The sequence below is a fragment of the Roseicyclus sp. genome (assembly GCF_965662675.1).
In the GTDB taxonomy this organism is placed as follows: domain Bacteria; phylum Pseudomonadota; class Alphaproteobacteria; order Rhodobacterales; family Rhodobacteraceae; genus Roseicyclus.
In genome coordinates, this window is the sequence record NZ_CBFIIK010000040.1 from 1 (window position 1) to 19499 (window position 19499).

At 64.4% G+C, this 19499-nt stretch carries 20 protein-coding genes; 6 read left to right on the forward strand and 14 right to left on the reverse strand.

Features of this window, described 5'->3' with window-relative positions; translation table 11 throughout:
• Positions 1-491 (reverse strand): SDR family NAD(P)-dependent oxidoreductase (locus tag ACTG4J_RS08040; protein WP_439138589.1); only part of this gene is annotated, 491 nt, incomplete at its 3' end.
• Positions 492-594: 103 nt separating this feature from the next.
• Here ACTG4J_RS08040 and ACTG4J_RS08045 point away from each other — a divergent pair.
• On the forward strand, positions 595-1371 hold the full coding sequence (locus tag ACTG4J_RS08045) for a TetR/AcrR family transcriptional regulator (RefSeq protein WP_439138560.1): 777 nt from the start codon (positions 595-597) through the stop codon (positions 1369-1371).
• Here ACTG4J_RS08045 and ACTG4J_RS08050 read toward each other — a convergent pair.
• From ACTG4J_RS08050 to ACTG4J_RS08095, 10 genes are all read right to left on the reverse strand, one after another.
• Positions 1368-2108, reverse strand: coding sequence for an SDR family NAD(P)-dependent oxidoreductase (locus ACTG4J_RS08050; RefSeq protein WP_439138562.1), 741 nt, complete (start codon positions 2106-2108; stop codon positions 1368-1370). The two genes, ACTG4J_RS08045 and ACTG4J_RS08050, sit on opposite strands and share 4 nt — an antisense overlap.
• Entirely contained in the window at positions 2095-3030 is a 936-nt protein-coding gene (locus tag ACTG4J_RS08055; protein ID WP_439138564.1) for a 3-keto-5-aminohexanoate cleavage protein, read from the reverse strand. The genes ACTG4J_RS08050 and ACTG4J_RS08055 overlap by 14 nt, the downstream gene beginning before the upstream one ends.
• A gap of 22 nt (positions 3031-3052) precedes the next feature.
• Positions 3053-4000 (reverse strand): 3-hydroxyacyl-CoA dehydrogenase, encoded by a 948-nt coding sequence (locus ACTG4J_RS08060; RefSeq protein ID WP_439138566.1) that lies wholly within the window; start codon positions 3998-4000, stop codon positions 3053-3055.
• A complete protein-coding gene (locus ACTG4J_RS08065; RefSeq protein ID WP_439138568.1) occupies positions 4000-4779 on the reverse strand; it encodes an SDR family oxidoreductase in 780 nt (259 codons plus the stop codon). The genes ACTG4J_RS08060 and ACTG4J_RS08065 overlap by 1 nt, the downstream gene beginning before the upstream one ends.
• Entirely contained in the window at positions 4776-5495 is a 720-nt protein-coding gene (locus ACTG4J_RS08070; protein WP_439138569.1) for a GntR family transcriptional regulator, read from the reverse strand. The genes ACTG4J_RS08065 and ACTG4J_RS08070 overlap by 4 nt, the downstream gene beginning before the upstream one ends.
• A gap of 80 nt (positions 5496-5575) precedes the next feature.
• Positions 5576-5869: a hypothetical protein gene (locus ACTG4J_RS08075; protein ID WP_439138570.1), complete on the reverse strand. Its 294-nt coding sequence runs from the start codon at positions 5867-5869 to the stop codon at positions 5576-5578.
• A gap of 232 nt (positions 5870-6101) precedes the next feature.
• On the reverse strand, positions 6102-7034 hold the full coding sequence (locus ACTG4J_RS08080) for a glycoside hydrolase family 26 protein (protein WP_439138571.1): 933 nt from the start codon (positions 7032-7034) through the stop codon (positions 6102-6104).
• A 13-nt stretch (positions 7035-7047) separates the two neighbouring features.
• Complete coding sequence (locus ACTG4J_RS08085) at positions 7048-8877, reverse strand: glycosyltransferase family 2 protein (protein ID WP_439138572.1); 1830 nt, start codon at positions 8875-8877, stop codon at positions 7048-7050.
• Positions 8861-9859, reverse strand: a complete 999-nt coding sequence (galE, locus tag ACTG4J_RS08090; RefSeq protein WP_439138573.1) for a UDP-glucose 4-epimerase GalE — start codon at positions 9857-9859, stop codon at positions 8861-8863. Before galE ends, ACTG4J_RS08085 begins: the two co-directional genes overlap by 17 nt.
• Entirely contained in the window at positions 9856-10836 is a 981-nt protein-coding gene (locus ACTG4J_RS08095) for a UDP-glucuronic acid decarboxylase family protein (protein WP_439138591.1), read from the reverse strand. Before ACTG4J_RS08095 ends, galE begins: the two co-directional genes overlap by 4 nt.
• Before the next feature lie 420 nt (positions 10837-11256).
• Here ACTG4J_RS08095 and ACTG4J_RS08100 point away from each other — a divergent pair, with 420 nt between their 5' ends.
• Positions 11257-11982 carry a class II aldolase and adducin N-terminal domain-containing protein gene (locus ACTG4J_RS08100; protein ID WP_439138575.1) on the forward strand — a complete coding sequence of 242 codons (726 nt, stop codon included), beginning with the start codon at positions 11257-11259 and terminating at the stop codon, positions 11980-11982.
• A gap of 9 nt (positions 11983-11991) precedes the next feature.
• Here the strand turns inward: ACTG4J_RS08100 and ACTG4J_RS08105 are convergent, their stop codons facing one another.
• From ACTG4J_RS08105 to ACTG4J_RS08115, 3 genes are read right to left on the reverse strand one after another with little or no spacing between them, the layout of a single operon-like run.
• Positions 11992-13020, reverse strand: a complete 1029-nt coding sequence (locus tag ACTG4J_RS08105) for an ABC transporter substrate-binding protein (RefSeq protein ID WP_439138577.1) — start codon at positions 13018-13020, stop codon at positions 11992-11994.
• Positions 12990-14360, reverse strand: coding sequence for a sensor histidine kinase (locus ACTG4J_RS08110; protein WP_439138579.1), 1371 nt, complete (start codon positions 14358-14360; stop codon positions 12990-12992). Before ACTG4J_RS08110 ends, ACTG4J_RS08105 begins: the two co-directional genes overlap by 31 nt.
• The gene (locus ACTG4J_RS08115) at positions 14357-15025 is read right to left on the reverse strand and encodes a response regulator transcription factor (RefSeq protein WP_439138581.1); all 669 of its coding nucleotides are present in this window, start codon (positions 15023-15025) and stop codon (positions 14357-14359) included. Before ACTG4J_RS08115 ends, ACTG4J_RS08110 begins: the two co-directional genes overlap by 4 nt.
• A gap of 115 nt (positions 15026-15140) precedes the next feature.
• On the opposite strand from ACTG4J_RS08115, the gene ACTG4J_RS08120 reads away from it, so the two are divergent.
• The 4 genes from ACTG4J_RS08120 to ACTG4J_RS08135 all read left to right on the forward strand — a co-directional run bounded on the left by ACTG4J_RS08120 (position 15141) and on the right by ACTG4J_RS08135 (position 19444).
• Positions 15141-16121, forward strand: coding sequence for a tripartite tricarboxylate transporter substrate binding protein (locus tag ACTG4J_RS08120; RefSeq protein ID WP_439138583.1), 981 nt, complete (start codon positions 15141-15143; stop codon positions 16119-16121).
• Positions 16122-16233: 112 nt separating this feature from the next.
• Complete coding sequence (locus tag ACTG4J_RS08125) at positions 16234-16722, forward strand: tripartite tricarboxylate transporter TctB family protein (RefSeq protein WP_439138584.1); 489 nt, start codon at positions 16234-16236, stop codon at positions 16720-16722.
• Between the two features lie 12 nt (positions 16723-16734).
• Positions 16735-18249 (forward strand): tripartite tricarboxylate transporter permease, encoded by a 1515-nt coding sequence (locus ACTG4J_RS08130; RefSeq protein WP_439138586.1) that lies wholly within the window; start codon positions 16735-16737, stop codon positions 18247-18249.
• Positions 18239-19444 carry a CaiB/BaiF CoA transferase family protein gene (locus tag ACTG4J_RS08135; RefSeq protein WP_439138587.1) on the forward strand — a complete coding sequence of 402 codons (1206 nt, stop codon included), beginning with the start codon at positions 18239-18241 and terminating at the stop codon, positions 19442-19444. Before ACTG4J_RS08130 ends, ACTG4J_RS08135 begins: the two co-directional genes overlap by 11 nt.
• The last annotated feature ends 55 nt before the right edge of the window (positions 19445-19499 follow it).

Consider the following 19499-nt stretch of genomic DNA (forward strand, 5'->3'; position numbering starts at 1 on the left):
GCCTTGGACGCCGCATAGGCCGCGACCTGTCCCGCCACGCGAAAACCCAAGATCGAGGCGATATTGATGATCGTGCCACCGCGCCCCGCATCGGCCATGGCCTGCGCCGTGGTGCGCGCGACGTAAAAGGGGCCCTTGAGGTTAGTGTCGATCACCCGGTCGATGGTGGCATCGTCATGATCGAGCGCAGTCGCCGTGGCGGCCGTGCCGGCATTGTTGACCACGATGTCGAAAACTTGGCCCGCCAGCTTGGCCGCCACATCCGCGCCATCGGCCACATCGAGGACGAGCGCATGGGCGACACCGCCGCTATCGGTGATGTCGGCACAAAGTGCGGCCACCCGCTCACCGCGGCGCGCGGCCAGCGTGACAGCGACACCTTGGGCGGCCAGCAGCCGCGCGAAATGCGCCCCAAGCCCCGAGGATGCGCCCGTTACCAGCGCCGATTTGCCCGTCAATCCGGGCCATAGGGGAACGGGTGAATCGGTCACGTTCGTCAAGGCCTCCCATCCTTATCGAGCGAGCGTTCGGTAGATATTGGTAGACAGCGCCCCGGAATATGGCAACAGATTCCTGAACCACGGAGACGGAAAGATGACCAACCCGACCCAAAGGGCCGCCCATGCGGCGGCTGGCGCGCAGTTGCCGCGCATGGCCGCGATGCCCACGGTCGCGCAATTGTGCCAATCGATCCTTGCCCGTCACCAAGACACGATCAGCGTGCGCAAGTCCAACATCGCTCTGCCGCGCCTGCAACGGATCTTGGAGACAGCGATCGATCTGTCGAACAAGGGCGGGTTTCAGGCCATGTCGCTACGCGATCTCTCGCGCGAGACAGGGATGTCGGCGGGCGGTCTTTACGCCTATTTCGATAGTAAGACGACGCTTCTGAAGATGATCTTGGCCGAGGTGGCCGATCTGGTGCAACGCGTGCTGTCGAGCCCCCCCGAGGATGTGACCCGTGATCCTGTCACCCATCTGCGCTGGATGATCGACACACATCTGCGCATGACCGAGGCCTTGTTGCCGTGGTTTACCTTCGCCTTCATGGAGGCCAAGAATTTCCCCCCCGCCGAACGCCGCATGGCCATCGATAGCGAGATGCTGACCGAAAGCTACTTTTCGGCCGTGGTTTTGCGCGGGGTCGAAAGCGGCGTCTTTCGTCCCGACACCTCGCCGCTTTTGCCCGCGCTGATCAAGCCGCTGTTGCAGGAGTGGTATGTCAAACGCGCCAAGTATCGCCGCCGGGGCATCACACTCGACAGCTACAGCGCCGAGGTGCAGCAGGTCGTCTTGCGCGCCTGCCTGCCCGAGGCGGGATTGGGTCTGCAGGGTTTGGCCCGCCCGCCGTTGGGAGAGGGGCGGGCCTAGCGACCGCCCCCGATATCGACGATGGTGCCGGTGACATAGCTGGCCCTTTCCGACAAAAGCCAGACGACCGTATCGGCGACCTCGTCCGCCGTGCCGATGCGTCCCAAGGGAACCTCTGCCCGCTTTTGGACCAGCCGCTCGCCCACGCCCGCGGCGGCATGGATTTCCGTGTCGATCAGGCCGGGTGCCACCGCATTCACCCGGATGTCGCGCGGCCCCAATTCGCGGGCCAAGCCCTTGGTCATGGCGTTGATCGCCCCCTTGGAGGCTGCGTAATGCACCCATTCGCCGCCGCCGCCCAGTTCCGCCGCCCTGCTCGACATCAGCACAATCGACCCGCGGGCCATCCGCCGCGCGCCCTCCTGCACGGTCAGAAAGCAGCCGATGAGGTTGGTGTCGATGACGCGGGTCAGATCGGCGAGCGACAGATCGGTGATCTTGGTGGCCGGTCCCGTGATGCCCGCATTGGCGAAAAGCCCGGTGGCGGTGCCGAACGCGGCCTCGCATCTGTCGAAAAGCAGCGCGGGGGTGGTCGGGTCGGTGACATCGGCCTTGATGGCGATGACCTGCCCGCCCGCTTGGGTCAGTTCCGCGCATAACCCATCGGCGGCATCCGCATCGCGCGCATATGAAAATACCACTGGTCGGCCCAAGGCCACCAAGGCGCGCACGCTTGCCGCCCCGATCCCTCTGCTGCCGCCCGTGACGATGACGGGACCAAGTTCAGAATGCGACATCATTTCCCCCTTTTAGATCAAGCATCTGGCGTGCCTCGTCGGGTGTTGCCACTGCAAGGCTGAGGCCTTCGAGGATCTCGCGTACCTTGCGCACCTGGTCGGCATTGCTTTCAGCCAACTGCCCCGGCCCGATCCAAAGCGAATCTTCCAGCCCGACACGCACATTGCCCCCTTGGGCCGCGGCCATTGCCGCGACGGGCATCTGGTTACGCCCCGCACCCAGAACCGACCAGACGTAAGCATCGCCGAACAGCCGATCGGCCGTGCGCTTCATATGCGCCACATCCTCCGGGTGGGCGCCGATGCCCCCCAAAAGGCCAAAGACCGTCTGCACAAGGAAAGGCGCCTTGACCAAGCCGCGATCGACGAAATGGGCGAGGTTATAAAGATGGCTGGTGTCATAGCATTCGAACTCGAACCTTGTGTGGTTGGCGTTCCCGATCCGCAAGATCTGTTCGATATCGGCGAAGGTGTTCTTGAAAACCAGATCGCGGCTGTTCTCCAGATGCGCGCGTTCCCAGTCGTGGCGAAACTCCTTGAAGCGGTCGAGCATCGGGTAAAGCCCGAAATTCATCGACCCCATGTTCAGCGAGGCCACCTCGGGCTTGAGTTCCGCCGCTGGGCGCATGCGTTCGGCCACGCTCATATGCGGTGAGCCGCCGGTGGTCAGGTTCAACACCGCGCCCGTGGCCTGCTTGAGTTGCGGCAGAAAGGCCCGGAACGCATCGGGGTCTTGCGTGGGCCGCCCAGTTTCGGGGTCGCGCGCATGCAGATGCAGGATCGTGGCGCCCGCCTCAGCGGCTTTCAGGCCATCGGCGATAATTTCTTGTGGCGTCACCGGCAAATGCGGCGACATCGATGGCGTGTGGATCGCGCCCGTCACGGCGCAGGAGATGATGACTTTGCGGGATTTCGCGGCCATGTATCGGTCCCTTTCTGCGGGGTCAGTCTTGCGGTGTTTCGCGGCGGAAATGCGCCATCAGCGCCATCAGGCGGCGGTCGCGGCGGGCTTGCGCCTTGGGCAGATCGGACAGGGGCAGAACAGCACGGCGCGCGGCCGCGATGCGGTCCAGCGTCTCACCCTCCCAATCGGGCAGGGTGGTTTGGCGCGCGCCGATGAGGCGATACATCGGCCCGTAGCGGGCGACGTAATCGCGCACGCCGCCCGGCGCGTTCAGATCGATCGCCTCGAAAGGCCCGCACAGCGACCAGCGGGGTGCCAGCCCGTCGCGGATGCCGGTGTCGATATCCTCGGGCGTGGCGATCCCATCGGCCACAAGGCGCATCGCCTCTTGCAACAACGCGCCTTGCAGGCGGTTCATGATGAAGCCGTCGATCTCGCGCGTCATGCGGATGGGCTTTTGGCCGATCCCCGCCATAGTGGCGGCACAGCGCTCCATCGCTGCCGCGTCGGTCCATGGGGCGGGCACGATTTCCACCGCCGGGATCAGGCTGGGCGGGTTGATCGGGTGGGCCACCAGACAGCGTGCGCGACCCTTCAGCGCTTCGGTGAAGCTGGACGGCAACAGCGCCGAGGTCGAGCTTGCCAAGATCGCATCAGGCCGGGCTGCGGCATCAATTGCGGCAAAGATCGCGCGCTTGATATCGACATTTTCCGACACGTTTTCTTGTACATGCAAGGCGTTCTTCACAGCGGTTTCCAGATCGGCGGCCACATGTACACGCCCCGCCACCTCGGCGGGTGCTTGCCCCTCCAGCAGGCCAGCGGCCTGCATATCGGTGCCGATCTCGGCCACGCGGGCTTGTGCCGCGCCTGCGGCGTCTGCGTCTTGGTCGTAGAGCGTGACCATGTGGCCCGCACGCGCAAAGCCAAAGGCCCAAGCCGACCCGATCAGCCCCGCGCCGATCACCGCGATGGGGGGTTTTTCCATCACAACCCCTCAACGCCCGCGCAGACGCTGAGCGCCTGGCCGGTAATGTTGGCCCCGCCGGGCGAGGACAGGAACAGACACATCGCGGCGATATCCTCGGGCGCGACCATGCGGCGGAGCCAGACTTTTTCCAGCGCCTGCACCTCGGTCTCGGCATAGCTTTGGCCCAATTGCTGGGCGCGCGCGGCGATCACGCGCTCGATGCGAGGGCCCTTGACGATGCCGGGCAAGATCGCATTGGCGCGCACGCCCTGCGGCCCCCATTCCACCGCAAGGCTTTTGGCCAGCCCCACCACCCCCCATTTCGACGCCGCATAGGGCGTGCGCAGTGCAAAGCCCAAACGCCCCGCGACCGATGAAATGGCGACAAAGCTGCCCCGGCTGGCGATCAGATCGGCGGCGGCGTGATGGGCAGCGAGATACGCACCGCGCAAATTCACCTCGAGCGTGCGATCCCATGCGGCGTCATCCACATCGGCGATGGCAAGGGTCGGCCCCGCGATCCCGGCATTGGCGATCACCACGTCGAACCCGCCCATATCGGCGCGCGCTGCCGCGAAAAAGGCGCGGGCCTGTTCGGGGTCAGCGGCATCGCATTCCATCGCGCCAAAACCCGCCGCGCGCGCATCCGCGACGGCGGCGGCGTCGATGTCGCAGACATGCACATGCGCGCCCGCCTGTTGAAAGCCGGTGGCGATGGCCCGCCCGATCCCCGCCGCCCCGGCGGTCACCGCCACACGCAGGCCCGTGGGCGGTGTCAGCGATTGCAGAATGCTCATATCTGTCCCTCATTGGTTGGGGTGGCCGCCGCCGCGACCGTTGCTGCACGAATATCGGGGGCGGCATTGGCGATATCGGCGATGATCGCCGCGCGTAGTGCTGCGGCATCGCGCGCCAACACGGCGGCGCGCATCGCATCGTGAAACCCCATCGAACGGCTGAGATGGGCCTGATCGGGCAGGCTTGCGCGGATCGCGGGACCGACGATCAGCCATAGGCGCTGGATCATGCCAAGCAGCATGGGCCAGCGCGCGGCGGCGTAGATGCCGGAATGAAAATCGGCGTTCGCGGCCAAGTAGCGGTCGACATCGCCGCTGTCGGCGGCTTGCCTCAACGTCTGATGCAAGGCGCAGATCCGCGTCACATCCGCCCCCGTCAGCCCTTCGCCCGCGCGCCTTGCGGCCATGCCTTCAAGCTCGGTCCGGATCGCCGTCACCTCATCGAAATCATCGGGCGAGAGCAGGCGCACCCGCAGCGTGCGACTTGGCGTCAACTCCAGCGCACCCTCGGCGGTCAGCCGCGTCAGCGCCTCGCGCACGGGCATGGCGCTGACCGAAAGCTGCGCGGCAAGGCCACGGCTCGAGATCACCTCGCCGGGGCGAAAAGCACCCGCGATCAACCCGGCATGAAGGCGGTCATAGATCTGTTGCTGCAAGCTGTCGCGCTGGAGCGGCGCTGTTTGCGCCATCTCGGCGCTGGCCAAGCTGTCGGACATATCCCCCCCCCGGATCGTCATCTTCGATCTTCGATCTGCGATCGCAGTAAGGAGTAGCCCGTCGCCCCTGTCAACGCCGATCAGCGCGCCACGCAGCGTGACATCTGTCCGAAGCCGGCAGCGGTGCAGATATAGCTGCCGCGTCCGGGTGCGCCGCGGCTGCGCGCGGTGGTCGTCGCGCGCGCTGTCGCTGCGGGGCGGTTTGCCTGCCAGTCGAAGCGGATCGCGCGATCGCTGCGCATCTGCGGCGCGGCGGGGGCGGTTTGTTGGGCCTGTGGCGGCGGGATCTGGGGCGAATGCGCGACCAAGGGGCTGGCCATCACGCCCAAGGCAAAGCTGGCGGCAACAATGGCGCGGCGCAGGTGATGCTGCATGATGATCGACCCCTTTCCCCACTCGCGCGCCGTGCTGGCGGCATCAGGGGCAGGGCCCGATCGCGCGACCAGCGCCGGGCAAAACTGACCTTGGCATTGACGCGGGTCAACGCCTTGATCAAGCGGGGGTGGAGGCGGGTGTGTATAACATCGCCGGAATCCGGCCAAGCGCGCGCTGCATCAATGGCATGCACGCGGACCGCCAATCAGCGGGAATCTGCCAAGGCCCCTCTCAGCTGGCGATGGTCACGATTCTTTCGCCAACCCGCCAATCGGGGCGGCCGAATCCTTGGGGCCAGTCATAGACCTCGGGGTAGTTGAAATAGACCACGCCGACCAAGGCGGGAAAGGTTTCGGCCATCGTGCGGACCTGCGCATCCCAAGCCGCGACATAGCCCGCATCGCCGCTATAGCCCAATTCGGCAACCACGACGGGTTTGCCGAAACCGACCGCGCGGTCGTAGCGTGGGGCCAAGATCTCGGAAAAGCTGCGGTCGCGGTTATAATTGGCGCGGTCCCATGCCTGCAGGCCAAAGACGCTGAGGCCGGTCAGATCGACATGATCATCACCGGGGTAATAGGCCTCCATTCCGTCATCGCCCAAGGGCGACCACATCAGGTTGATCCCCGGCACCGTCTGCCGCGCGATATCGGCCATCCGGCGATAGGCGGCGATGTAGTCGTCGGGCGCCCAACCGGCCCAGATGAATTGGCCGTTATCATCATCCATCTCATGGCCCCAGCGCAGCGTCAGGGGGCTGTTCAGCGCGGCCAACACCTCGCAGATCGACCGCATCGTGGCGTCGTAATCGCCTGCGGCGATGCCGGCGCGCAGGGCGCGGGCGGTATTGCGTTCGCTGCGCGACCATGTCCACGGCTCCAAGGTCACCAAAAGCGCGCGCTCGCGGTCCATGGCGTAGCGGTCGGCATCGAAGAGCGAGTTGATCGCCACATCCTCCCACGGCAAGAAGACATGCTCGATGGTGAAATCCGCCTCATCCGCGAAATCGCCCGCAGGGTCATAGGCGCCGAAGGGGATCAAACCGGGTGGCACCGAGCCCGGCGAGGGGCGCAGTGCCGCGGCCATTCCGGCACCGGCGGCCAACATACCCATCATGACGGTGCGGCGCTGCAGGTAGAACGGCATCATGCGAGGGGGCAGCATATTGGAACTCCTTTTATCGAGAAACGGGTGTTGACCCAAGGGACGAAGGTGTGACGAAACGGATGCGCGCGGTCCCGACAGCGCCACCGCTGGCCGCCCCCGAGACGACGTATTCTGCGCGTGTCAGCGCGTTTAGCCCGGTGCCAAGCGTCAGCGCATGCACCGCCTCGGGCGCGCGCATCGAGACCGCTGAGATCAACAGCACCGCGCCAAGCCCCGCGGTGCCCAGATGCGGCCGCATCTCGCGCCACCAAAGATGCCCGGCGCGCGGCGGCCTGCTTTCGCGGATATGGCCGACCACCGCGATCCAAAGGATGGCGGCATAGAAAAATCCGTTCAGCGCCGACAACAGGTAGAAACCCGCCGCTTGGGTGACTTGGTTCAAGATCAGCACAGGCGAGACCGCCCCCAAAAGCAGCACACCATAGACCGCGACGATCCTGTAGGGCAGGGCGGCGGTCGCATCCTCGCCCTTGGGGGTGATGCGGAAATCGACGAAGCGCCCCGTCACCCGGTCGCGCATAGCCATGATGCAGCCCCAAGCCACCCACGGCCATTGCACCAGCAAGAACAGCGCCTTTTCCCACGCGATCACGCGTGCGTCATGGGGCCGAAAGAAGCCGTCGCGCCGCATCGCGATCGCGAAAACCGTGATCGCACCCACGGTCGGCAGGGCATGGCCCAAGAACTGCGCATAGGTGACATCGGCATAGGGTTGGTCGAACCACAGCGCCGCGATGGGCAGCGCGTAGATTAGCGCCGCGCTCAGCGCCATCATCGGGTAAAGCGCTTGGCAAAACAGGAATTGGAACCTGAGCCGCCAAGGCAGGTCGCGCAGGTAGCGCGGCGTGTAGGTCAAGAGGAGCGCCACAAGGCTGCGCGACCATTGGAATTCCTGCGTCACCATATCGGCCAGCGTGCGCGGTCCGTCGCCGATGGCGATCGCCTCCATCGCATGCACGCCCCGCCAGCCGCCCGCGTTCATGATCATCGATGTGGAATGATCCTCGGCCAGTTCGGGGCCAAGCCCGCCCACATCCGCAAGTGCCTTGGTGCGTACCGCGTAATGCGAGCCGATGCACATCGGCGCAAGGCTGCCGGTATAGCCTAGTTGGAAGACACCGTGAAACGCCGCCTCGGACTGCAGCCGGGCGCGCGCGGCCCAGCTTGTCCCGGCATTGGCCGCACAGATCGAGGGCGCGCTGACATAGCCGACGCTGGGGTCGGCAAAGGGGCGGACCATTTCGCGCAAATAGCCCGGCTGCGGCACATGATCGGCGTCAAGCTGGGCCACGATATCGTAATCGCGATAGCCCCAATGATCGTAGAAATAGGCAAGATTACCCTCTTTGCAGCGGGTCCGGCGCGGCCATACCGCATTGTGATAGCGGGCATTGCCCTTGCGGGTGGAAATCCTGACGCCGTGGCGCGCACACCATGCACGGGTCAGATCATCGGGGTCTTCATCGGCCAGCCAAGTGTCATGGGGGTAATCTTGCGCCAGCATGGCCTTCAAAGTCGGGATCAAGACCGATAGCGGCTCTGCCGGGGTTTTGGTCACGACCATCGCGACGCGGAAATCGCCTTTCTTGGGGTCGGGCGCGGCGCTGCGTTTGGCCCCCAGGAACACGGCGACAAAGTAAAGCTGCAAGCCATAGATCCAGCCCAAGGCCAGCGTCGAGAGTGCATAGCCCGCGGGGCTGGCCACATGGGCGGGATCGAGCCACCAGAGCCAGAACCATGCCACGCAGGCGAGCCACAGCGCCGTCAGCGCCAGATAGCGCGCGCGCATTCCCCCGGTCAGCACCGGAGACAAGAGGGCAGGGTCAAGCCGTCGCTGCATGGCGCACCTCATGGCCGAACCAAGGGGCGGCATGGGCGATGATCTTGTCGATATCGCCGTGCCGTGTGACGAAACCCAACCGCTCCGCCGCCAGCCGCGGGTCGGCGACAAGGGCAGCCGGGTCGCCCGGCCGGCGCGGCGCCTGCACATGCGGCACCGTGCGCCCTGTCACGCGCTTGACCGCGGCCATCACCTCCAGGACCGACGTGCCGCGCCCACTGCCAAGGTTCAGCGTCAACGGTGCGCCGCCGTTCAACAAATGCCGCAAGGCCATGACATGGGCGCGCGCGAGATCATCGACATGGATGTAATCGCGGATACAGCTTCCGTCGGGCGTGTCATAATCCGTCCCAAGGACAGAAAGCGGCGGGCCGTGCCCGGCGGCCGCCATCAACGCCAGCGGGATCAGATGCGTCTCGGGGCGGTGGATCTCGCCCAAGGCTCCGTCGGGGTCGGCACCGGCGGCGTTGAAATAGCGCAAGATCGCGGGACGCAGCCCATAGGCGGCGGCCTGTTCGCGCAGCATCCGCTCGCCCACCAGCTTGGTGAAACCATAAGGGTTGATCGGGGCCTGGGGCGTATCCTCGCGGATCGGCACGGCGCTGACCGCGCCATAGGTGGCGCAGCTCGACGAAAACACCACCGCCGCGATGCGGCTGTGCCGGCACACATCGAGCAGCGCGATCATGCCGCCGATATTATTGTCATGATAGGCTGCCGGGTCGCTCACCGATTGCCCGACATAGGCGCTGGCCGCGAAATGCATCACCGCGGCGATCTCGTAATGCACCATCGCCGCGCGCAGGGCCACGCGGTCGCGCAGATCGGCAAAAATTGCCGGCCCCCATTGCACATGTGCGGCATGCCCGGTCGAGAGGTTGTCATAGACCACCGGGCGAAACCCCGCCGCCGCCAAAGCCTTGCAGCAATGCGCGCCGATGAACCCCGCCCCACCCGTCACAAGGATCGCAGGCGCGCTCATGACAGGGCCGTCGCAGGCAAGGTTTGGGGGGTTTGGGCGAAATGAGCGATCATCCGGTCCAGCCCGTCATACAAGCTGACCGTCGGCTGCCAGCCCAAAAGCGTATGTGCCAAGGTAATATCGGGGCGGCGCTGCTTTGGGTCATCTTGCAGCGCATCGAGAAACCGCAACCGCGACGGCGAGCGCGTCTTGGCCAGCACCATCTCGGCCAGTTCCAGAACGGTGAATTCGCGCGGATTGCCCAGATTGACCGGCCCGGCGATCCCATCCTCGCTGTTCATCAGCCGGATCAGCCCGTCGATCAGATCATCGACATAGCAAAATGACCGTGTCTGCCGGCCCGTGCCATAGACGGTGATATCTTGCCCGGCGAGCGCTTGAACAACGAAATTCGATACCACACGCCCGTCTTGTGCATCCATCCGCGGCCCGTAGGTGTTGAAGATGCGCGCGATGCGTGTCTGCAGCCCGTCGCGGCGGGCATATTCATAGAACAGGGTTTCAGCCCCGCGCTTGCCTTCGTCATAGCAAGCACGCGGCCCATAGGTATTGACCGCGCCGCAATAGGTTTCGGGTTGGGGCGACAATTCGGGGTCGCCATAAACCTCGGAAGTGGAGGCCTGTAGGATGCGTGCGGATTTCCGTTTTGCCAGTTCCAGCATGTTCTGCGCCCCGTCGATCGAGGTGCGGAAGGTATGGACCGGATCGATCTGGTATTTCGGCGGCGAGGCGGGGCAGGCGAGGTTGTAGATCGCGTTGACCTTTTCGCTGATCTCGATGGGGAGGATGATGTCATGTTCGATCAGGCTGAACCGGCCCGTCGGCATCAGATGCGCGACATTCGCGCGGCATCCCGTCGACAGATTGTCGATCGCGATGACGCGCGCACCTTGATCGACCAACCGGCTGCACAGATGCGAGCCGAGAAATCCGGCCCCGCCGGTCACGATTGTCACCGCCTCGGGGGTGCGTGCCATGACGGCGGGAAGGCTTGTGGTCATCGGGGTGACGGTCATCGGCAACATCTCCATCGCGGATCTCCTGACATTCTGGCCCTTGGGCCTTGGCTTGGTGTCTTCCCGCGCCTTGGCCAAAGCGAGGCCGTGCGCGGCCCGATGGGCGCGCGGCGGCAATCCGATTGAACTTGGGCAACAGGCAGCGGAACTCTCAGCCTATGGTGACCAAGTGCGACGGTGATTCATTGACGGTGATCATCTTGTTGATCCGCCGCTCATTCAGCTTCGTTATTTGCTTTAGCTTTGATTTTTAAATCATTGTAATAGATAATAAAAAATGAATTATGTGTCGCGGTTTTGACCTGCGCGTCAAATGCTCAAGGAACTGGACGGGGCGTGATCTGCCCGCTAGCCTCGGCGCAAATGAGAGAGGATCTGACGATGAATCATGCCCAGACCCGCGCCGATCTGGCCGCCGCATTCCGCCTGACCGCGCGCGAGGGGATGCATGAGGGGGTGGCCAATCATTTCTCGATGGCGGTCAATGATGACGGGACGCAATTCCTGATCAATCCGCGCCGTCATTTCAGCCGCATCCGCGCCTCGGACCTGTGGGTGATCGACGCCAACCACCCCGAAAGCGCCAAGGGCGAGGATGCGCCCGACCCGACCGCATGGGGGCTGCATGCCAGCCTGCACCGCCATGTGCCGCATGCGCGCTGTGCCATGCATGTGCATTCGACCTATGCCACCGTGCTGGCCAGCCTTGCCGACAGCCGCCTGCCGCCCATCGACCAAAGCACGGCGATGTTTTTCAACCGCATCGTGATCGACGAGAATTACGGCGGTCTGGCCATGGAGGAGGAGGGGACACGCTGTGCGCGCATGTTCCAAGACCCCTCGATCCGTACCATGATCATGGGCAATCACGGGGTGCTGGTGATCGGTGAAACGGTCGCGGAAACCTTCATGCGGATGTATTATTTCGAGCGCGCGGTGCGCACCTATATCATCGCGCTGTCCACCGGGCGGCCCATGCGGGAACTTTCGCCCGAGGTGGCCGAGATCACCGCCCGCCAGCAAGAGGGCGATCCGCAGGCCGAGGCCGATTTCATGCGCGGCATGCGCATGGTACTGGATGCCGAAAGCCCCGATTACATGCAGTGAAACGGCGCCTTAGCGCTGTTCCATCGCGTTTTCCCATTCGGCAAGAAATGTCCGGCGGTTCAGCGGGTCGAGATAGACCATCAGCGCCGGTCCCAGCCGGATCGGGCTGAATCCCGCACCATCCGCGCCGCCCGTCTGGCCCAAGGGCGGCAGGGGCCAATCCTCGGCCGTGGGGCGTAGCCCGGTTTCGAGCAACAGCTCGACCAGTGCGCCGGCCGCCGCCACTTCGGTGGCGTTGCGCGGGATGATTGCGGTGCGCAGCATGATATTCTCGAAGTCCTCCATCCGAAGGATCTGTACCCGCCCGCCGGAATCGCGCGCCAAACGCTCGGCGGCGTAGCTGCCCAAGACATTGTAGGCCACCGCCAGACGCCCTGCTGCCACATCGTCGATCATCTGGCCCGAGCAACAGTAAAGCTGCGGGTCGAGCCGCCCCATCACCTCGGCCAGCCGCCAATACACATCGGTCGAGCGCGTCTCCTTCGTGGCGAAGAGATAGCCCAGCCCGCTTTCGCGCACATCATAGGTGCCGACCGCCCCGTGGAACCGTTCGGGATGGTCGCGTAACAGCGCGATCAGCTCTTGGCGCGTTGCAGGCAGCGGCAGGCCCGCGATCCGCTCGGCATTGACCACCACCACCGCGCGTTCGGCGCTGAAGGCAAAGATAAGGTCGCGCCAACGCGCCCAATCAGGCAGATCGGCGGTGACGGGCGAGCGATAGGGGCGCGCAAAACCGTCATTGGCGAGTTGAAACTGCAGATCCATCGCCGATGACAAGGCAAGGTCAAAGGGCGCGCTATCGCGGATCGCCTTGGCCAAATCGGTCGAAGAGGTGACCGTATAGGCGATACCGATGTCGGGGCGCTTGGCCTGAAACGCCAAGAGATAGGGTTCGAACACCGCCAGATCGGCGGTCGAAATGACGCGCAGCACCGATGGCCCGGTGCCGGGGTAGAAGCGTTCCTCCTCGACCTCATAGGCGAAGAGCGCGCCGGCCCCGGCAAGGATCACGCCAAGGGCAAGACCAAGGATACGCATGCGCCCCTCCCGTTTTCTGTCTGTTGCAACTTCAGATGGCCGCCATGCGCCGCCACCACATCGCGCGCGATGGTCAGCCCCAGACCCGACCCCACGATGCCGCCCGTATTGCTCCCGCGTCGGAAGCGTTCGGTCAGCGCCTCGGCGGGCCCATCGCCAAGGCCCGGCCCCTCATCGGTGATGGTGATCTGGCCCATGCTTCCCAGCTTGGCCACCGTGATGCTGACGGTCGTATCCTCGGGCGAGTATTTGATCGCATTGTCCAAAACATTGCGCAGCGCGCTGTCGAGCAGCACCGCATCGCCCGCCACCTGTGCGGGCGCAAGTTGGAGTTGCAGCCGGATATCGCGCAGCGCCGCCGTTGCCTCGAGCGTGGCGGCGGTCTGGCGGGCAAGGGCTGCGAGATCGATGGGATCGCGCGCCAGATCATCGGCGCGAAAGGCGACCGTGGCGTGATCGAGCAACTGCCCCGCCGAGCGCGAGCTTTCATCGACCGCGCGGATGATCCCGCGCAAACGCTGGCGCTCGGTCTCGTCGCTGACGCTGTGCAGCGCGATCTCGGCTTGGGTGCGCACGGTGGCAAGCGGCGTGCGTACACGGTGCGCCGCTTCGGCGATGAAATCCTCGGAGCGGCGGATCGATTGGCCCAGACGGTCCATCAGCCGGTTCAGCGCGGTCATCAGCGGCGCAAGCTCGGCGGGCGCCGCGCGGCGCAGGGGGCGCAGATCAGATGGCCCGCGCCGCGAGACGGCGGCGGCGATCTCGTTCAACGGCCGCAGTGATGTGCGCGCGGCGATCGCTGAAAGTGCGACGGCAACAACGAAGAAGGCGACCGACAACGCCGCGGCCAGCCGCGATAGCTCGGCCGCGATCTGATCGACACCTTGGCGTGTCTGGGCGACCGTGACGACCACAGGCACAGGCTGCGCGCCCGTCAAGATCACCCGCAGCACGGCGGCCATGCGGATCGTTTCATCGGAATAGGTGCCGGTCTGAAACACCACCCGGCCAGGCGCGAGGGTCTCGTCGGGCCTGGGCAGATCGGCATAGCCCGTCAACAACGCACCCGCCGCCGTCACGCGGTAAAATACGCGATCCTCGCCGATCGCGCCCAGCATCGAGAAGGCGGAGTAGGGGAGTTCCAGCCGCACCTCGCCTTGTTCGCTGCGCAATGTTTCGGCGATGGTGATGGCCGAGGCGGCCAAGACATTGTCTTGGGTGCGTTCGGCGGCTTGGCGCGCAAGCCCGGTGACCATGCCCCAGCTCAGAAGCGACAACAGCGCCGCGACCCCCGCCAAGAGCAAGGTCAACCGCCGCCCGATGGAGCCGCGTGGAATCACGATGCACCCGTTTCGATTCGGTAGCCCAACCCGCGCACCGTCTCGATCCTAAGGCCCACCGCCTCGATCCGGCGGCGCAGGCGGCCCACATAGACCTCGATCGCGTTCTCGGTCACGGCGGCGTCATAGGAAAACAGCCGATCCATCAGATGCGCCTTGGAGAGGATCTGGCCTTGATGGCGGGCGAAAACCTCCAACAGGCGGATTTCGCGGTTTTTCAACTCCAGCACCATCTCGCCACGCGACAGCGTGCCCGACAGCGGATCGAACAGACAGGCGCCAAGCGCGATCTGGTTGCGCGCGGCCCCGCCTCGGCGGCGTAGAACCGCCCGGCAGCGCGCCTCCAACTCCGAGAAATCAAAGGGTTTCGTGATGTAATCATCGGCCCCTTGATCGAGCGCGCCCACCCTGTCCGAGACTTGGCTGCGCGCGGTCAGCACGATCACCGGTGTTTCCAGCCGCGTGCGGCTGCGGGCCAGAAATTCGCGCCCATCGCCATCGGGCAGCATCACATCGAGCAAGATCAGGTCGTATTGGGCGGCGGCCAGACAATCCTCGGCCGCGGCCAATGTCGCGGCGTGATCGACAGCGTGCCCGTCAAGCACAAGGCGGCTGATCAGCGCCTCGGCCAGTTCCAGATTATCCTCGACCAAAAGGTAGCGCATCGCGGCCCGACCCCAAATCACGCCGTGTTTGTATGCTGTCAGACTTCTGTCAGCTTTACGTGATGGAGTAGGAACATGGGCGGTGGAGGACCGCCTGTCAAACGGGAGGATGACCATGAACACCTTTGGGTGGACGCGCCGCGCCATGTTGGCCGCGGCAACGGCAACGCTGGCCTTTTCGGGCATGGCAAAAGCAGATCAAATGATGGACCAGGTGCATTTCCTGATCCCCGGCGGTGCCGGCGGTGGTTGGGATGGCACGGCGCGCGGCACCGGCGAGGCGCTGGTCAATGCAGGGCTGGTCGGCAGTGCAACCTATGAAAACCTGTCGGGCGGCGGCGGCGGCGTGGCGATCGCCAGCCTGATCGAGAACGCGGCCTCCAGCGATGGCACCTTGATGGTCAACTCGACCCCCATCGTGATCCGCGCGCTGACCGGCGAGATTTCGCAAAGCTTCCGTGACCTCACCCCCGTCGCGGGCACGGTCGGCGACTATGCAGCGCTCGTCGTGACCGCCGACAGCCCGATCACCTCGATGGAAGAGGCGCTGGCAATGTACCGCGCCGACGGGATGGATTTCGCCATCGGCGGCGGCTCGGTTCCGGGTGGCATGGACCATCTCGTCGCTGCGATCGTGATGCAGGCGGCGGGCGAAGATCCGACTGCGTTCAACTATATCGGCTATGACGCCGGTGGCGAGGCGATGGCCGGTCTTCTGTCGGGCGAGATCGACGCGCTTTCGACCGGTTTCTCGGAGGCGATTGCCTTGGCCGATCAAGGTGTCGTGCGCATTCTTGGCGTAACCGCACCCGAGCGCGTGCCGGCCTCGGCCGATACACCGACCTTCGCCGAGCAAGGTATCGACGCCCAATTCGTGAACTGGCGCGGCTTCTTTGCCGCACCGGGCATGGATGCGGCCAAGGTTGCAGCCTATCAGGAGTTGCTGGGCACGATGCTTGACACCCCCGAGTGGGAAACCGTGCGTGCCAGCATGGGTCTGGTCAATATCTACCGCCCCGGTGGGGAGTTCGTCGAATTCCTCGAAGCACAGGAAAAGCAGATCGGCGATCTGATGCGCGAGCTGGGCTTTCTCTAAACGCACCGCCGCCCGCCTGTCTGTGCGGGTGGCATGATCAAGGACCGGAGCGCCCCATTGTGCGCTCCGGTCAGCTGATCCCATAATGTCCGAAAATCGGGGAGGGACGACCATGGCGCTCGATCGTTGGATCGCGCTGGCCTTCATTACGCTGTGTTGCGTGTATGGCTATGCCGCATTCTTTACCATGGATGACAGCTTGCCGCCGATCTTGCGGCGCAACCCGATCTGGCCGTCGACTTTTCCCAAGATGCTGACGGTCGCGGGCATCATCGTGGGCATGATGGTGCTATTTGCTCCCAAGACCGCCAAGCCCGAAGCCAAGGCTGATGGCACGATGGAACTGGCCAAGTGGCGCGAGTATCAGCTCATCCCCGCGCTGGCGCTGGTGGTCTTGATGCTGGGCTATGCCATGACATTGCGTCCGCTTGGATTTCTGGGCTCGACCACTCTGTTCTTGATGCTGGGCGCAATGATCTTGGGCGAGCGTAAATTGTATATCCTGATCCCCGTGGCGGCCGTGGCCGCTTGGTCGATCTGGTACCTAGTCCAAGAGGTGTTGGGGATCTTCCTGCGCCCTTGGCCGGCGTTCATGGCCTGAGGAGGGCGGATTATGATTGAAGGTCTCCTGCTTGGTCTGGTCGCTGCGGTCACGCCGTTCAACCTGATGATGGTGGTGATGGGCTGCGTGATCGGCACGCTCATCGGCATGCTGCCCGGCCTTGGGCCGATGTCGATCATCGCCATCATGATCCCTATCGCGATCAGCATCGGCGATCCGGCCTCGGCGCTGATCTTGCTGTCTGGCGTCTATTACGGCGCGATTTTCGGCGGCTCGACCTCATCCATCCTGCTCAACGCGCCGGGGGTCGCGGGCACGGTCGCCACCAGTTTCGATGGCTACCCAATGGCGCGCAAGGGCATGGCGGGAAAGGCGCTGACCATTGCCGCGGTCGCCAGCTTCGCGGGTGGCACGATCGGCACGATCTTGTTGATGATCTTTGCCCCCGCGCTGTCCTCGGTCGCGCTTCTGTTCCATTCGGCGGAGTATTTCGCGCTCATGGTCGTGGGGCTATCGGCCATCGCGGCCTTCGCGGGCACCGGGCAGGTCGGAAAAGCGCTAATGATGACGATCCTTGGCCTGATGATGGGCACGGTGGGCGAGGGGGCGTTGTCGAACATGCCGCGCTTCACCTTCGGCATCATGGAGTTGCAATCAGGCTTTTCCTTCATCACGCTCGCCATGGCGATGTTTGCATTGCCCGAGGCGCTGTTTCTGGTGATGAACCCCGCCCGCGCCGCGACGGGCGCAGGCGGAAAAATCACCAATCTGCGCATTTCCCGCGACGAGGCGCGCACCATCGCGCCCGTCATCGGTCGGCAATCCATCCAAGGCTTCTTCATCGGCGTTCTGCCCGGCGCAGGCGCCACCATCGCCTCGTTCCTTGGCTATGCGGTCGAGCGCAACCTTGCCAAGGGCAAGGAGCAGGAGGAGTTCGGCCATGGCTCGATCAAAGGCTTGGCGGCCCCGGAATCGGCCAATAACGCGGCCTGCTCGGGTTCGTTCGTGCCGCTGTTGACCTTGGGTATTCCGGGGTCCGGGACCACGGCGATCTTGCTGGGTGCGCTGTTGGCACTCAGCGTGACACCGGGGCCGCGGCTGATGATCGATGAGCCCGACGTCTTTTGGGCGGTCATCATCTCGATGTATATCGGCAATCTTGTGCTATTGATGCTCAACCTGCCGCTGATCCCATACATCGCGAAAATCCTCACGATCCCAAGGCAATACCTGATCCCCTTCATCCTGTTTTTCACCCTGATGGGCAGCTACATCGGCCAGAATAACCCCACCGAGTTGCTGATCCTTGTGGGCTTTGGTGTGATCGCCACGATCTTGCGCTTCGCCGATTACCCGCTGGCGCCACTGCTCATCGGCTTCATCCTTGGTACGATGATGGAGGATAACTTCGCCCGTGCGATGCAGCTTTATCGTGGTTTCGATTTCATCATCGAACGGCCCATGACCTTGGTTCTGTTGGTGCTGGCGGCCATCTTGGTGGTGCTGCCAAGCTACCGCGCACGGCGTGCGCGGCTGCGGGCGCAAGGGGTGGCTGATGGCGACTGAGGCCACGGCCCCCTTGCGGGGCGTGCGGGTTCTCGATCTGACAAATGTGCTGGCGGGCCCCTTTGCCTGCCAGCAGCTTGCCCATCTGGGTGCCGCGGTGATCAAGCTCGAGGCGGTTGGCCGCGGCGATCTGGCCCGCAATCTTGGGGCCGATCCCGAGTTGTCGGCGCGCGGCATGGGGATCAGCTTTCTGGCGCAGAATGCGGGGAAAACCTCGTTGACGCTGAACCTCAAAGATGCGCGCGGGCGCGTGATCCTCGAAAAGCTGGTGATGGATGCCGATGTGCTGGTCGAAAACTTTCGCCCCGGCGTGATGGATCGGCTGGGGGTTGGTCCCGATTATTTGCGCGGGCTTAATCCACGGCTGATCTATTGCGCAATCTCGGGTTTCGGCCAAACCGGCCCATGGGCCGACCGCCCCGCCTATGACCAGATCGTGCAAGGGGCCGCTGGCGTCATGGCGATCACCGGAGACGCGGCAAGCGCGCCTTTGCGCGTGGGCTATCCGCTGGCCGACACCATCGGCGGGTTGACGGCGGCGATGGCGATCGGGGCGGCGCTTAATGCAAACCCGCGCGGGGCGTTCATCGATGTATCGATGCTAGACTCGGTGTTGGCGACGATGGGCTGGGTGGTGTCGAACTACCTTGTGGGCGGGGTCACGCCGCACCCGCAGGGCAATGAAAACCCGACCTCGGCCCCCTCGGGGACATTCCAGTGCAGCGATGCGCCGATCAACATCGCCGCCAATACCGATGAGCAATGGCGGCTTCTGGCGGGGCATCTGGGGCGCGCTGATCTGCTGGCCCATCCCGATTTCGCCACGCGCGAGGATCGCAAGCTGAACCGCCACCGCCTGCGGGCCGAGCTTGAGACTATGCTGACCACCAAACCGGCCGCCCTGTGGGCCGATGAGCTTGCCGCTATCGGCGTGCCCGCCGGTGCGGTGATGAGCGTGCCCGCGATCTTGGCCCATCCCCAGATCACCGAGCGCGGCTTTGTCGGTCGCTTCGACGATGTGCCGGGGGTTGGCCGCGCGGTCGATCTGGTGCGGCTCGGCGCGATGATCGACGGGGTGCGTCCCAGCGTGACGGAGCCGCCGCCCGTACTCGGTCAGCACAGCGATGACATTTTGCAGGGGCTTGGCTATGACGCGGAACAGATCCAAACGCTACGTGCGGAGGGCGTGATTTGACCGACACAAAGGATGTCGCCGATTGGTGGCGCACCGCCATCATCGACATGGAGCC